The sequence below is a fragment of the Chryseobacterium sp. 6424 genome, from assembly GCF_003692615.1.
Classification (GTDB): Bacteria; Bacteroidota; Bacteroidia; order Flavobacteriales; family Weeksellaceae; genus Kaistella.
Map to the genome: position 1 here is coordinate 1,156,944 of NZ_CP023540.1, position 14,650 is coordinate 1,171,593.

Here is a 14,650-nt window from a genome sequence, read left to right on the forward strand (position 1 = left end):
TGTGGAAACGAGATATTATTTAAGGCCTACTTCCCCAAATTCAGCAGCGTCCCACTACCGCTTCCCAGCGTAGTCGTCGGCATTACGCCGTCCCATTTCAGCACGCGCTGGTATTCTACATAAGTCGGCGTGATTTCCTGCTGTTTTAAACTGATCGCCTTGGCATCGGCCTGCGCACGGATCACGATGGAGGCTGAATCTCCTTTCGCCAACTGTATCTTTCGCTGCGCATCGGCCTGTGCAACACGCGCCTGCGCTTCGGCTTTGATGGCATCGGCATCCGCGGTGGCCTTGTCTTCGATCGACTGGCGGATGGCTTTCGGTGGCTGGATATTGGTTTTAAGCTGAGACACCAGAAACCATTTGCCGATGCGCTTGTTGACTTCGGACAGAATTTCGGCTTCGTAAGTCTCACGGTTGTTGAACAGATAATCGATAGCGTGACGGTTAGCGACATCGTTGATGGCACCGATGATCGCGTTGTTCAGCCAGCCTTCTTGGATGGCTTCCAGGCCGCCTTTGGTGTACGTGGACCTCAGGTTCGTGAACATATCAGCCGCCGCGGCTTCCTTCACGGAATAGTTGAACGACGGCTTGATCGGGCAGGGGAAACCGCCTTTGGCCACGATGATGGATTCGGGATATTCGATATGGCGTTGGTCGAGCGGAATTTCCTGGATTTCCTGCGTGTATTTATTGTAAAATACCACACCCGAAACTTCTTCGGTGTACGAAACGCCGCGCTTGTCGCCAAGGAGATTGATGAGCAAACCTTTGTGTCCTACACTGATGACGTCATAATTCATCGGCTGTATCATCGCTGCCAGACAGGCGAAAAATATGAAGGTGACTGGTTTCCATTTGACACCGTTTGGCGTCTGTTTGCCGTTCCTGTCAGGCGGCCCGTAAGTAAGGATATCGAGTTTTTTGGTGATGACGCCGATCACTGTGAATAGAAGAATGAGCAGGAGGAGTAGAAAAGTTAAGGACATTAAGTAGATTTTAAAATATTAGACTGAAAAGTACTTTAATTCTGTAAATCTCGCAAGCATTTTTATTTATTGCAAGCATCGTTTTATTAAAAACTGTTAAATGTCAGTTGACGTATTTAAAACAAACATCGGAAGGTATTTTGCTGTGGTGAGATTTTTGTTGCTTCGCGCTAAACTTAGATTTAAAAATGAAAAGATTTTTCCTGAGCGTTATGCTCGCCGTATCTGCACTTGCGTTTGCCCAGCAGAAGCCTGTGCGCGAGATCTATAATTACACGGCAAAAAATGACGCGGCGCTGGTAAAAGCCAAGACCGACCTCTTCCTGCTCGACGTGGTTTCGTCCGGCCGTTTTACCGTGGAACCGATAAGTTCGGGCACCGATCATCTCGACTTGTTTCTGATAATGCCGCTGGAAGCTGGAAAAATCAAAAGCCGCCTGCGCTATGATTTTATGAAGGAAAGCTTCGTGGTTTCACTTTCAAATTCACACCTCATTACAAGGGATAATAAATTCGTTAAAATTGACAATGAGAAAGACCGGAATCACAAAACGATTCTTGATAATCTGAAAAACCTTGTCTTTAAAACATACGAAAAGGAGATCTATAAATAGTCTCCTTTTTTTATTTGGTTAATGGCATCGGGTTTTATCTTAAGGGTTCCCGTTTATGTACGAACTTCTGTTTTAAGACAATGCAGATGATGCCGACAATAACGATGGTCACTACATCGAGCAGGAATCGTTTGCTGAAATTCGCCAGCCATTCCCAGTTCTGTATGTAAAGCGAAATTCCCATTGCGGCCGCGGCCGGAATGATGATCAGCGCGATGAGCGGTCCGGCGATTACGTTAGTCCGGTAGGAGAGGTACATGATGATACTCGCCGTAGCAGCTGCCAGCGACAGTACCACGTCTTTTAGTCTTAGATGCAGCATGGCGGCCGTCGCTTCATTATGTGTAAAATCCGCTTCTTTGGCCAAACCGAAATTCACGAGCACCATGAAGGTGAGAAACGCGGCGGCGATCAGGGCGAGATACCCAAAGAACGTCGCTTTCAGCCCGGTGATCAGCACATCTGTCTTCTTCAGTGCGATACCGAGCGGAATCTTGGCCAGCGGTTCCATACCGGGTGCGATGATGGAGGCCGCGATGAAGGCTATCACAAGGTCGTGTATCTCGGACACGAAGCCTACAGTGGCGATCATGCCACCGATGAACATCAGGATCAGATAGTTGGTCGTCGTCTTGCCATTGTGCCGCAGGCTGGTTTCCATCTCCTCCCAGATGGCTTCATCCACATCGTGGTTGATCTCTTTCTGCTTGGAATGGTGGCTCAGACTCGCCACCTCCGCGGTAGCGATGGAGAACTCGATGTTTTCAGTGTGTTCGCCCAGCATTTTCAGGACGTCATCAGCGCCGCGGTTGAGCACATGGATGACGAGCGTGTCGCCTTTGGGTTTCAGGGAAGCATTGTGATGGACACTAAGGTGGATGACGTTGGGGTCATCGACCAGAGCTTTGGTAACAGCAGGAGTAGCGGTTGAGGGAATGGCGGCTTCAATCGTTCTGTGCATATTTTTGTTTTTGGTGAATGCGGAAGAATGTCCGCATTTAGAAGGAAACCATTAAACAAAAATTGCTCCGAAATGCTCGGAGCAAATGAATTTCGGAGTGTTTGTGGTGTCTCAACGCACCTTTTCGAGCAGAAAGACCTGCGTTCCGCCCATCATCAGATTTCCTTCCAGCGTCAGGTTTCGGCCGTTTACATCTACGACCGAAATATAGTTGCGGGAATTGTACTCGATGTAGTTCTCGCGCTCGCCATTCGCGGGGTTTTTGCCGAACTCGAGGTCGTATTTCGCCCAGTTTTCCTTGTCGGTGCTGCAATGGAAGGGCTTGAACCTGCTGCGTTTCGCATTGAACTCGATCTGTTCGAAACCTTCCGTGCAGGTGCTTTCAAAGGAAGTTTCGGCGTTTTCAGCTTTTTCAAATTCGTTGAATGAACCATTGTAGACGCCTACGATTTTCCATTTGCCATCCAGTCGGTCTTCATCGATCTTACCTTTGGCTTTACTCACTGTCCAGGCGACGCCTTTCACCGTGCCTTTTACCGTTTTGTAGGCCAGTTTACCAGCACCCTTCACCACGCTGGCCGCGGTAGATACCACACACGACTGCAGAAGCACGGCTGTAGAAAGTATCAAAAGTATTTTTTTCATAAGGCATTTATCAGCTAAGTTAAATTTTTCTGAATTAATACATTTAAAAGCATGAACATAAAAAAACCACCGCATCAGCGATGGTTTTCAATATAAGGGGAACAATTAATGTCTGGCTTCTGTATCGTCGTTATACCATTTACTGTAAGAGTATCGTGCGTCATCTTCGTTACGTGGTTTATAACCCATGTAGATGCCGCCGTTTTTGATTTCGCTTTCATACACTTTGGCTTCATCTTCCGGTACGCCCGCGCCCGTCAGTGCGCCAACCAAACCGCCTGTAGCCGCACCTACACCTGCGCCCGCAAGTCCTGCTGCAAGTGGCCCTGCAATGACAAGTCCAAGACCTGGTAACAGAACATTAGACCCAATCGCTGCCACAGCACCTACCACGGCACCGATTCCGCCACCAATCAACGAGCCCTTACCGGCATTTTCAGCAACTTTATCACCTAGTTCAGAATCGTGGTTGTTTTCACCGAAATAACGGTTTCGGGTTTCGTCACTCATCATCACATTGATGTCATCCTTGCTGTAACCTCTGCTGTGGAGATCTTCATATGCGCTGTCGGCCTCTTCACGGGTTTTAAACACTCTGGATACATAATCGTTTCTGAATTCTGGTCTGTACATTGAACTTTCCATAATAGTAAATTTTAAGATTAATATTGATTTGGTCTCCCGGTAAATTCAATAAAAATGCCATGAAGTGGCACTTAACAAATATTTAACAATATGCCAAAGTCCGGGGATGATTTATAAAAATTTTCTTAAAATTAAATTCCCTCATGTTTTTGGAATGATTTTCACTATGAAAAATTCATATAACATTACATCATAAACTTTAATACCGCAGCTATGAACATTAACATCAACGGATTTGAATATACCAAGAAAGAAGTCCTCGATGCCCTTAAGAGCCGGGGTTATCTGATATTAAAGAACAGCTTTCCCTGTCAGAACGGTAATGGCTACGGCAACGCGCAAACCACCAGTACAGAATATGCGCTGAAGGGTAATGACCTGCCTGATGAAAGCACCCAATGGCACTGTGTAGCCTCACGCGAATTCCAGAAACAGCTGGTGCGGCCGCCCTTGGTATGATTACCGATATTTTTAAATAACCGTTTAAGTTGTTCTGTAACGCTTAAACGGTTTTTTTTGTCTTGAACTTATTTAAAGAACCACAAAAAAACCTGATTGTTTCTTTAAAATCATCATCAATTTTATCGGATAGCAGGTAAAACATAGGAGAATTTTTATATTTTTAGCCTTATAAAAATTTTTTATGAAGAAAACAATATTACCGCTTTTGTTTGCAATTGTTGCGACCAGCTGTGCGACGGTGAATTACACGTATGAAGGCAAGGCTTTCCGGAAATCTGCTGAATCTATCACACAGGAAGACCTAAAGAGAAACCTCTACGTCATTGCCTCTGATGAAATGGAAGGTCGCGAAACCGGCAGTGAAGGCCAGAAAAAGGCCGGCCGCTATATGATCGCGCAGTATCAAAAGATGGGCGTATCTTACCCGGCTCCACTTAAATCCTTTTATCAGACGGTGCCAGCCAGTTTCATGCAGACGAAAACACGCGGTGGTAACCTGCCAGAATCCGAGAATATATTGGCCTACATCGAAGGCAGCGAAAAACCCGAAGAGCTGATTGTTATTTCTGCGCATTACGACCACGTGGGCGTACAGAACGGGCAGGTATATAACGGCGCAGATGATGATGGTAGTGGTACAGTAGCTGTGATGGAGATCGCTGAGGCGCTTCAGAAGGCTAAGAAATCCGGACACGGGCCGAAACGTTCTGTCTTGTTCCTACATGTGACGGGCGAAGAACACGGCTTGATAGGATCTGATTACTATGCTAAAAACCCTGTTTTCCCACTCGCAAATACAGTCGCCAACCTTAATATTGATATGATTGGCCGTTGCGACCCCGATAATTGCGGGAAGGATTATGTGTACGTGATTGGCTCTGAGATGCTGAGCACCGACCTGAAAAAGATTAACGAAGCCGCCAACAATAAAACCGTAAAGCTGGAACTTAATTATAAATATGACGATCCTAATGATAAGATGAGGCTCTACTACCGATCAGACCATTATAACTTCGCTAAGAATAATGTTCCGGTAGCGTTTTACTTCGATGGGATTCATGCGGATTATCATAAACCTACCGATGATGCCGATAAAATTGATTATGAAGCGCTGCAAAAGCGTACACAACTGGTATTCGCTACTGCCTGGGAACTTGCCAACAGACAAGACCGCATTGTAGTTGATGGCAAAAACACCAGATAAAAATTACTAAACAAAGAATTCCGCTGAAAAAAAATGCAGGCTTTTTTCATACATTAGCATTTCTAAAAATTACAGATATGATTTCAAATACCTTTCTGTCCACATTACAGGATGAATTACAAAACATCAAAAACGATGGCCTTTTCAAAACCGAACGCATCATCACCTCACAACAGTCTGCCGAGATAGAGGCGAACGGCAAAAAACTCCTCAACTTCTGTGCAAATAACTATCTAGGCTTATCAAACCACCCGGAAGTCATGAAGGCCTCGCAAGAGATGATCGAGAGTCATGGTTACGGCATGTCATCCGTACGTTTTATTTGTGGTACACAGGATATTCATAAAGAACTTGAAGCCAAAATTTCGGAATTTTTAGGCATGGAAGACACCATTCTTTATGCCGCCTGTTTTGATGCGAATGGTGGGGTTTTTGAACCGCTTTTCTCGGATCAGGATGCTATTATTTCTGATGAATTGAACCATGCATCTATCATTGATGGGGTAAGATTGTGTAAAGCAGCGCGTTACCGCTACAAAAACAACAACATGGAAGATCTGGAGGCACAGTTAAAAGCTGCTTCAGAGAAGAACCATCGTTTTAAGATCATTGTGACTGACGGTGTTTTTTCCATGGATGGGATTGTAGCAGATTTAAAAGGGGTTTGTGACCTGGCTGAAAAATTTGATTGTCTGGTGATGGTTGACGACTCCCATGCCACTGGGTTTATTGGCAAGACCGGCCGGGGCACACACGAGGCCAGCGATGTAATGGGCAGGGTAGATATTATTACCTCCACCTTAGGAAAGGCATTGGGTGGCGCTTTAGGCGGATTTACATCCGGAAAGAAGGAAATCATTGATATGCTGAGACAGCGCTCGCGTCCGTATCTGTTTTCAAATTCATTGGCCCCGGGTATCGTAGGCGCTGCGATGAAGGTGCTGGATATGATTGCAGAAGATACTTCGCTACGCGATAAAGTGATGGAAAACGCTGCATATTTCAGGACGAATATGAAAGCCAAAGGTTTCGATATACCGGATGGTGATGCCGCGATTGTTCCCGTCATGCTGTACGATGCCCCTTTAGCCCAAAAAATGGCGGAAAAACTGATGGACCAAGGGATTTACGTCATCGGTTTCTTTTACCCGGTTGTGCCGAAGGGTAAAGCCAGGATCCGCGTACAACTTTCAGCAGCGCACACAAAAGAGCATCTGGATAAAGCCATTGCCGCATTCGAGAAGGTAGGGAAAGAGCTTGGCGTTATTTAAAACTCAACCTTATTTGAAAGCGATGTTCTCGAAACAGGAAGCCCAACAACTTAAAACCGAATTCTGGACCGCCTTTGGCAAGAGTTTTCCGAGGAAGTGGCTCTTGTATGATACGAAAATAAAGGATTTCTCCTTTAAATTTCATGCAGATAATAAAAAAGCCGAAGTCTCACTCGATATTGAAATGAAAGATGAGCTCTACCGAAACGCCTATTACGAAAAAATATGGTCGCTGGAGGATATGTTGAAGGAAGAGATCGGAGAGTTTTATAAAGATGAATTCTATACGCTGGACAACGGGAAAATCATTGCCAGAATTTGGGTAACCAAAGAAAATGTATCGGTATTCAATAAAAATACCTGGCAACAGATCTTTGAGTTTTTCATTGAAAAAATGGAGGGTTTCGAACGTTTCTATTACGATTACGAGGACTTCATCAAAGACGTATGAGCCACATGATTACAAGCTAACCAGATGTTAGCATCAGTATCACTGCCTAATAATTACATTAAAATTAACCGAACTGCTTAATCGTACGAAGTGCTTCTACGTTAAGCAGTTTACGGTTTCATTTCGATATTCGATGAAACCTTCGCGGATAAAGTCATTTGCAGACATTTTCGCGTGAATATCCTAGGACTTCGCTTATCTCTTTCTGCTTTACAGCCTGTAAGCAATTCTTTTCGTCGAAGTATAAAAGGAAGTCGGCAAGCGCGCCATTAATCTTATGCTCTTTGTAGCTGGCGAGATTCTGCATTAAGGCCATTGGATTGGATGTAGCCTTATTATACACATCTACCAGAAATTTCGAATTGGTGGACACAAATTTCTTAAAAACATTTTTTTCAAACTGAATGATTTCAGAACCGGCGATCCCAAATGCTGAAAAGAAGGAAGGTTCGTGGCTGTAGAGGTACAATAGCCCGATAAAATCGCCGGCGCCTAACAGTTGAAAGAGCTTATTGTTATGTTTCATCTTCACCACACCCTCATGAATAAAATATACCGAATTCAATAAGCTGCCGTGTTTCAGAAACATTTCTTCATGCTCGAATTTCATTAATGATGAATTAGACGCGAGCACCGCTTTTTCACGGTCGCTTAAATTCTCGAATGTAGGATTTTCTAAATAGCTTTCGTGTAGGATCATATTTTCAAGATAGCACAAATTTAACCAAAATGAATTTTAGAAAAACATCTTGCTACGTGAGATAAGTCACACCACGAAATATTCACACCTGCTGGTGGTAAATAACACCTTGTGCTGCGATTTACTTCACGGGCTAAAAATTAAAATTCTCGATATGTCGTCGGACCTTTACACAAAGAAAAAACAGACATATGGACTACGCAATTTACTTACAACTCTTAGTAGTTTTAGCCGCCATTTTTATCGGTGCAAAAGTGGGAGGAATCGGATTAGGAATTTTTGGGATGATCGGGATGGCGATACTCGTCTTCGTATTTAATCTGCCGCCCGGCGAAGCACCTATTGAAGTAATGCTGATGATTGTTGCGGTAATCACTGCGGCTTCAGCGTTGCAGGCCGCGGGCGGTCTGGATTATTTGGTGAAGGTCGCCGAAAAGATCCTGAGGAGAAATCCGGCAGCGATTACTTTCCTGGGGCCTTTGGTGTGTTATATATTCACCTTTTTGGCTGGTACAGGCCATATAGTCTACTCACTGTTACCAATTATATCAGAGATTGCTACAGACAGTAAGGTTCGCCCAGAGCGCCCGATGAGTATCCCAGTAATCGCCTCGCAACAGGCCATTACGGCAAGTCCTATTTCGGCCGCTACAGCCGCTTTATTAGGCACCAGCTTATTAGGAGGCCAGGGCATTGAGATGATTGATATTTTGATGGTCTGTGTACCTGCTACACTCATTGGTGTGGTGGTAGGCGCCATAGTAGTTAATTTCATTGGTGTTGATCTGGAGAAAGATCCTATCTATCTTAAAAGATTACAGGAAGGTTTGATAAAGAACAACGAGCATAAAGCGCAAGCGACTGAAAATTGCGGATCAAAACCGTTGATCGCGGTGATCCTTTTCTTGCTTGGGGTTTTCTCAGTCGTGTAATTCGGTTCTTTCGCGGAACTTCGGCCTTCATTCAATATAGACGGAGAAGTCGTGAAAATGACGATGCCGCAGATCATCCAGATATTTATGATGTCTGCCGCAGGCTTGATTTTGATATTCGCTAAAGCCGACGTAGTGAAAGCCGTAAACGGCAATATCTTCATCGCGGGTATGCAGGCCCTTATCGCCATCTTCGGGATTGCTTGGTTGGGTGATACCTTCTTTAACGGAAACCTCGCTTTCTTCAAAGATAACATCCAGAGTATTGTAACTACCTATCCTTTCTTATTCGCATTTGCCCTTTTCGTAATGTCGATCCTATTGTTCAGCCAGGCAGCGACAGTTCGTACGCTTTACCCGCTGGGATTGGCTTTGGGTATCCCTCCATTGGCTTTGCTGGCCATGTTTCCTGCGGTTAACGGGTATTTCTTCTTACCAAACTATCCAACGGTAGTTGCCGCCATCAATTTCGACAGAACAGGTACTACCAGGATCGGCAAGTACGTCATTAATCACTCCTTCCAAATTCCAGGCATGGTTTCAACAATTGTAGCGATTGCTGTGGGATACCTCATCATCAGTTTCATGTAATATTAAAAAAATAAAAAGTATGAAAAAGTATATCACAGCTGCTGTTGCCACGTTATTTTCTATAGGCTTCTATGCACAGGATAATCCCACCAATACGGATTTTGAAAACAAAATCAGTTCTTTGGAAAGATATAATGACCAACTGAATATTTATTTCCACATCCAATCCAGCTTTGATGCGGTTGCCAAGGAAAATGAAGACACCGAAATGGCATTTAAGGCAAGACAGTTCCGGTTAGAGATTAAAGGAAATCTTACGGATAAGCTCTCTTACCGTTTCAGACAAAGACTCAACAAGCCAACCAACCCACAGTCTCTGGATAATCTAGGTAAAGCGACCGATTATATGTACGTTGCTTACAAAGCAACTGATAAGATTACCTTAATCACCGGGAAACAACGACAGGCGTGGGGTGGATTTGAGTTTGATATGAATGCCATCAATGTACACGAATATTCAGATTTCATCAACGCGATGGATAATAGTATGATGGGCGGTACCATTATCTATACGCCCATTAAAAATCAGGAATTCCAGTTTCAGGTGACCAATAACCGAAACTCTTATTTAGAAGATATTTACGGCGACTTATCAGAGCAGGGTATCGAGCAGTCTAACAGTCCGCTGGCCTATATCGTCAACTGGAATGGTAACTTTCTTAACAAACGTTTTCAGACACGTTGGGCATACGGCATCCAGACAGAAGCCAAGGACAATTACTCCACCATGCTGACCATGGGTACCAAATTTAACCTGCAACAGTTTCAGTTGACTTTAGATTATATGAATGCCGATGAAAAGCTAGACCGGCTGGGGATCGCTACCAAAGACGGCGCCGAATGGCTGAAGCAGAACAACCAGAAGATTTTCCAGGATGTAACGTATAACTCTGTGATTTTAAAGGCAGAATATCAACCGACACCCGAATGGAACATTTTCGCCAAAGGCATGTACGAAACCGCCTCTGTGAAAGATGTTGAGAATTACGATGATGATTTCCGGAAAGCATACGGCTATATGGGCGGCGTGGAATTTATCCCCTTCAAGGACCAGGATTTACGGATTTTCTTAGCCTATGTAGGCAGAAAATATGTTTATACCGAATCTGTACCCTCCCTGCAGGATTATAAGACCGATCGGGTAAGTTTGGGCGTCATGTACAGAATCAGGGCCTTCTAAAAATAACCCAAGATAACAAACCATCTGATGTCTAAAAACTCTTTCAAAAACATCTCCTTTAAATTTAAAATAGAATATTAACAATTCAATATCAACATCATGAAAAATTATAGAATCGAATCTGATTTATTAGGTGAATTACAAGTACCAAAAGAAGCCTATTACGGGGTACAGACGCAACGCGCAATCGATAATTTCTATATTACCGGCAGAAAAATGGGTGAGTACCCAGAATTTGTAAAAGCCATCGGTTACGTTAAGTTAGCCGCCGCACAAACAAACCATGCCTTGGGTTTAATAGACGACAAAATGCTGGAGGTTATTTCTGAAGCTTGCCAGGATGTGATCGACGGTAAATTCCACGACCAATTCCCTGTGGATATGATTCAGGGTGGCGCCGGAACCTCTGTGAATATGAACGCTAACGAGGTCTTAGCCAACCGCGCTTTAGAAATCATGGGTTACGAGAAAGGCGATTACCAACATTGCTACCCAAACGACCACCTGAACCTTTCGCAATCAACCAACGATGTCTATCCTACCACGGTTAAGCTTGCGATCATTATGATGAACCATAATTTGGTTGAGCATCTGCAAAAGCTCAATCATTCCTTCCGCGAGAAAGGAAAAGAGTTCCATGATGTGATTAAAATGGGCAGAACACAGCTTCAGGACGCCGTACCGATGACTTTAGGGCAAGAGTTTGAAGCGTATGCTGCCAATCTTGATGAGGAAGTTATACTGCTCAATAACATTTCAAACCTGTTTCTGGAGATCAATATGGGCGGAACCGCTATTGGTACAGGTCTTAACGCGCCGGAAGGCTACCCGAAACTTTGCGCCGAAAAACTGGCCGAATTAACAGGCGAGGACTTTGTATCTGCCGCCAACCTGGTTGAAGCGACACCTGATACCGGTTCCTTCCTTATTTACTCATCCGTGCTTAAACGTACCGCTGTTAAACTTTCCAAGATCTGTAACGATCTCCGGTTGCTATCTTCAGGTCCGCGCGCAGGTCTTAATGAAATCAACTTACCACCGCTACAGCCCGGTTCTTCCATCATGCCAGGAAAAGTGAATCCTGTAATTCCGGAAGTGGTGAATCAGGTTTGTTTTAAAGTGATGGGGAATGATTTAACAGTAACATTAGCCGCCCAGGCCGGGCAATTACAACTGAATGTGATGGAGCCTGTGCTTTGCGAATGCATCATCGAGTCAATTATTTTCTTAGAAAGAGCCATGGATACGCTTCGCACAAAATGTGTTGACGGCATTACCGCGAACCGCGAAGTTTGTAAAAATATGGTGAAAAACAGCATCGGCATCGTTACTGCACTCAATCCGTATATCGGTTATAAAACCAGCACTAAAATCGCGCAGGAAGCCTTGGAAACTGGTAAATCCGTGTACGATTTGGTTTTGGAACACAAAATCCTGTCACAGCAAAAATTGGATGAGATCCTCGATCCGAAAAACATGCTAAGCCCGCATGCATTCGTAACCTTAGTTTAATAATGTAGGTTAGTTTGATTTAAGTAGAAAATCTTTTTAAAGTTTTCATATTAATTGTTCTTGAAGATTCCGGTAATTGAGGTTACCGGAATTTTCTTTTCCTGAGCCAGAAGAACAGTCCGCCAAGCAATCCGATCACCACCAGCGGCAATAGCAGATTAATCCATTGCCATTTCGATCTTTCTTCATCAATCCGTTGCCTGTCTAGCAGGCGCGCTTCGATATTTCTGTTCCTCAATTCCATGATATTAGAGTCATCCAGCAAAAAATCGAGTGCATTCCGCAGGAACTGTTCATTACCATAGGTTTGTTTGGTTAATAAATCTTCGCCTAAGGGCAAGGCGTTCCCTTTAAATATCTGATTGCGGCCCACGTCACCGTCTGCAATAACGATCATTCTATTTTGCGGACTTTGCGCCTTGAAACCTGGGTAATGATTTTTTTCGCTGCGCGTACGGTAAGCGGATGTAAAAGTGCCTTCAAGCGAAACCGCGAATATTTTGGGCGTTGTCGGCCGGTCAAATTCGCTCAGCGAGTCTGTCCTTACAATTTCTGCCAGCGCGACATAATTGGGAACCTGCTTGATGTTGGTTCTTTCGCTTGATTTAAATAAAACTTCTGTCTTTATGTTTTTTCTTCCTAAAGTGTCTATGGAAGTCGGAAATTCAAACTTTACAGGATTGATGTTTTTGGTAATCGGATTAGGTTTTTCTGCAATCCCAAGCGGAAAATACGGCCATAGGAAACTGCTGAACTGTGGGTTACCCGCCACCTCACCGGATACGATCCTGATAAGCGCAGATTTCTTCATATCCTTCACCAAACCGGCATTCAAACGGAGGCCGTAACTGAAGAAAAGGTCACCCAGGTTGGTATCCATTGGGTAAGCCATGATTTTTTTTGACTGAAAAAGCGTATCCATCTCCGCGTTTACCGCGTCAATCATCCAAAGTGTTTTGCCCCCATTCATGATGTATTGGTCTAAAATCACTTTTTCGTTATCGGTAAAGGCTTTGCGAGGTTTTGCGATGACCAGCGCGTGCATTTGTTTCAGTTTTGGTACGTCGGCGAGCGATAGTTCGGTTTGGTTTTCGGGGATGATGGGACCGGCATTGTAGTTTTCGAGCGCCATTTCCATAAACCCCTGAAAGTGTGTAGGCCCAAGTTCGTCGTGATTAATCAGGATTCCGATGTTTTTCTTTTGATCTTCAGTAATCGCCTTGATGTTCGAGGCAAAGTTATATTCCAGGTTTTCGATGGATTTACTCAGTTGTTCAGATGCATCGATGCCACTTTGGTGGATGATTAATGGCACGGAGGTCCCAAAATTATTGTACTGAAGCGTCGCGTAAGGAAACATCACGATCTCTGAGATGCGCCCATCTTTCATATCCGGCAAGATGGATGGTTGCATGCCCATGGCCGCCAGTGTATCTTGGGAGATTTTCGTTTTGATGGGATCGATGAAACGGTAGTCGATTTTCGGGTTGATTTTCCTGAACTGTTCGAGCATGAAGCGTGTTTCATTCTGAAGCTGACGGAAGCTTGCCGGGAATTCGCCTTCCAAATAAACATCTACAGTGAGGGGTGTATCTACGGATTCCAGTATTTTAACAGTAGATTCAGATAAGGTATAACGCTTTTCTTCCGTAAGGTCAAAACGATGCCCAAAAATACCTATTGCTCCCGCTAATAACAGAACAAACGTTACAAGATAGATGATATTTCTTTTATTCATGTTAAAATATAAAAGCTTGCCTTTATTTTTTCTTTTGTACAAAAACCTTCGCAAGGGATAGGCTTAGAATGATGACAAGGATAAAGTAAAATAGATCACGCGTATCGATAAGTCCGCGTGTAAACGCCATGAAATGCTGGTAAAACCCAAGATTTGAAAGTAAATAATCCGCACCACCCAACAGTTTATAACTTGCCAGCTGACTAAAACCAAAATACAGGATGAACGATATAAATACGCCAAGCAGATACGCCATGATTTGGTTTGATGATAGGGCTGATGCCAGTACACCTACCGCGGAAAACGCGCCCGTCACAATCACGAGCCCGAAATAACTGCCGAAAGTAGCCCCCAGATCAATGTTCCCCTGTGGAACGCCTAGTACATATACCGTGTAAAGATATAGTAAAGAAGGCAACAGGCACAGGATGGCCACCAGCCATACCGCCAGAAATTTACCAGCAATCACCTCTGAAATGCGTATCGGTTGAGAAAAAAGCCAGTGCAGCGTGCCGGCTTGCTGTTCCTCTGCCAGTGTTTTCATGGCGAGTGCGGGGATGACAAACATCATTAACCACGGCACGAGCATAAAATAGCTTTGTAAAGAAGCCGTACCGATGTCGAAAATATTCGAATCATTCTCGAAGAAAAACAGAAAAAGTGTCCCGATCAGGCTGAATGCCGCGATGATTAACCAGGCACTCCAGTTCCCGAAGTAGCTCCAAAGTTCTTTTCTAAATATGGCGACCATA

At 44.1% G+C, this 14,650-nt stretch carries 14 protein-coding genes and 1 pseudogene; 8 read left to right on the forward strand and 7 right to left on the reverse strand.

Annotation, left to right across the window (positions count from 1 at the left end; translation table 11 throughout):
- Nucleotides 1–26 precede the first annotated feature (26 nt).
- A complete protein-coding gene (locus CO230_RS05400) occupies nucleotides 27–992 on the reverse strand; it encodes an SPFH domain-containing protein (protein ID WP_122027659.1) in 966 nt (321 codons plus the stop codon).
- 188 nt (nucleotides 993–1,180) lie between these two features.
- On the opposite strand from CO230_RS05400, the gene CO230_RS05405 reads away from it, so the two are divergent.
- Entirely contained in the window at nucleotides 1,181–1,606 is a 426-nt protein-coding gene (locus tag CO230_RS05405) for a hypothetical protein (RefSeq protein WP_122027660.1), read from the forward strand.
- A gap of 34 nt (nucleotides 1,607–1,640) precedes the next feature.
- Here CO230_RS05405 and CO230_RS05410 read toward each other — a convergent pair whose 3' ends face one another.
- From CO230_RS05410 to CO230_RS05420, 3 genes are all read right to left on the reverse strand, one after another.
- A complete protein-coding gene (locus CO230_RS05410; protein WP_122027661.1) occupies nucleotides 1,641–2,567 on the reverse strand; it encodes a DUF389 domain-containing protein in 927 nt (308 codons plus the stop codon).
- A gap of 111 nt (nucleotides 2,568–2,678) precedes the next feature.
- Nucleotides 2,679–3,212: a hypothetical protein gene (locus tag CO230_RS05415; protein ID WP_122027662.1), complete on the reverse strand. Its 534-nt coding sequence runs from the start codon at nucleotides 3,210–3,212 to the stop codon at nucleotides 2,679–2,681.
- Nucleotides 3,213–3,317: 105 nt separating this feature from the next.
- On the reverse strand, nucleotides 3,318–3,857 hold the full coding sequence (locus CO230_RS05420) for a general stress protein (protein ID WP_228438198.1): 540 nt from the start codon (nucleotides 3,855–3,857) through the stop codon (nucleotides 3,318–3,320).
- 213 nt (nucleotides 3,858–4,070) lie between these two features.
- On the opposite strand from CO230_RS05420, the gene CO230_RS05425 reads away from it, so the two are divergent.
- The 4 genes from CO230_RS05425 to CO230_RS05440 all read left to right on the forward strand — a co-directional run bounded on the left by CO230_RS05425 (nucleotide 4,071) and on the right by CO230_RS05440 (nucleotide 7,245).
- A complete protein-coding gene (locus tag CO230_RS05425) occupies nucleotides 4,071–4,316 on the forward strand; it encodes a hypothetical protein (protein WP_122027663.1) in 246 nt (81 codons plus the stop codon).
- Between the two features lie 184 nt (nucleotides 4,317–4,500).
- Nucleotides 4,501–5,523, forward strand: coding sequence for a M28 family metallopeptidase (locus CO230_RS05430; protein ID WP_122027664.1), 1,023 nt, complete (start codon nucleotides 4,501–4,503; stop codon nucleotides 5,521–5,523).
- Nucleotides 5,524–5,600: 77 nt separating this feature from the next.
- On the forward strand, nucleotides 5,601–6,794 hold the full coding sequence (kbl, locus tag CO230_RS05435; RefSeq protein ID WP_122027665.1) for a glycine C-acetyltransferase: 1,194 nt from the start codon (nucleotides 5,601–5,603) through the stop codon (nucleotides 6,792–6,794).
- 22 nt (nucleotides 6,795–6,816) lie between these two features.
- Nucleotides 6,817–7,245 carry a DUF4268 domain-containing protein gene (locus CO230_RS05440; protein ID WP_122027666.1) on the forward strand — a complete coding sequence of 143 codons (429 nt, stop codon included), beginning with the start codon at nucleotides 6,817–6,819 and terminating at the stop codon, nucleotides 7,243–7,245.
- A gap of 154 nt (nucleotides 7,246–7,399) precedes the next feature.
- On the opposite strand, the gene CO230_RS05445 is transcribed toward CO230_RS05440, so the two are convergent.
- Nucleotides 7,400–7,945, reverse strand: a complete 546-nt coding sequence (locus CO230_RS05445; protein WP_122027667.1) for a Crp/Fnr family transcriptional regulator — start codon at nucleotides 7,943–7,945, stop codon at nucleotides 7,400–7,402.
- A gap of 191 nt (nucleotides 7,946–8,136) precedes the next feature.
- Between CO230_RS05445 and CO230_RS05450 the strand changes: the two are divergent.
- The 3 genes and pseudogenes from CO230_RS05450 (at nucleotide 8,137) to aspA (ending at nucleotide 12,160) form a co-directional block, all read left to right on the forward strand.
- Nucleotides 8,137–9,468: pseudogene (locus tag CO230_RS05450) on the forward strand (anaerobic C4-dicarboxylate transporter family protein).
- Nucleotides 9,469–9,487: 19 nt separating this feature from the next.
- Nucleotides 9,488–10,648, forward strand: a complete 1,161-nt coding sequence (locus tag CO230_RS05455) for a porin (RefSeq protein ID WP_122027668.1) — start codon at nucleotides 9,488–9,490, stop codon at nucleotides 10,646–10,648.
- A gap of 99 nt (nucleotides 10,649–10,747) precedes the next feature.
- Nucleotides 10,748–12,160: an aspartate ammonia-lyase gene (gene aspA, locus CO230_RS05460; protein WP_122027669.1), complete on the forward strand. Its 1,413-nt coding sequence runs from the start codon at nucleotides 10,748–10,750 to the stop codon at nucleotides 12,158–12,160.
- Between the two features lie 82 nt (nucleotides 12,161–12,242).
- Here the strand turns inward: aspA and gldG are convergent, their stop codons facing one another.
- Complete coding sequence (gene gldG, locus CO230_RS05465) at nucleotides 12,243–13,898, reverse strand: gliding motility-associated ABC transporter substrate-binding protein GldG (protein WP_122028903.1); 1,656 nt, start codon at nucleotides 13,896–13,898, stop codon at nucleotides 12,243–12,245.
- 22 nt (nucleotides 13,899–13,920) lie between these two features.
- The gene (locus tag CO230_RS05470) at nucleotides 13,921–14,649 is read right to left on the reverse strand and encodes an ABC transporter permease (protein ID WP_122027670.1); all 729 of its coding nucleotides are present in this window, start codon (nucleotides 14,647–14,649) and stop codon (nucleotides 13,921–13,923) included.
- Nucleotide 14,650 lies beyond the last annotated feature (1 nt).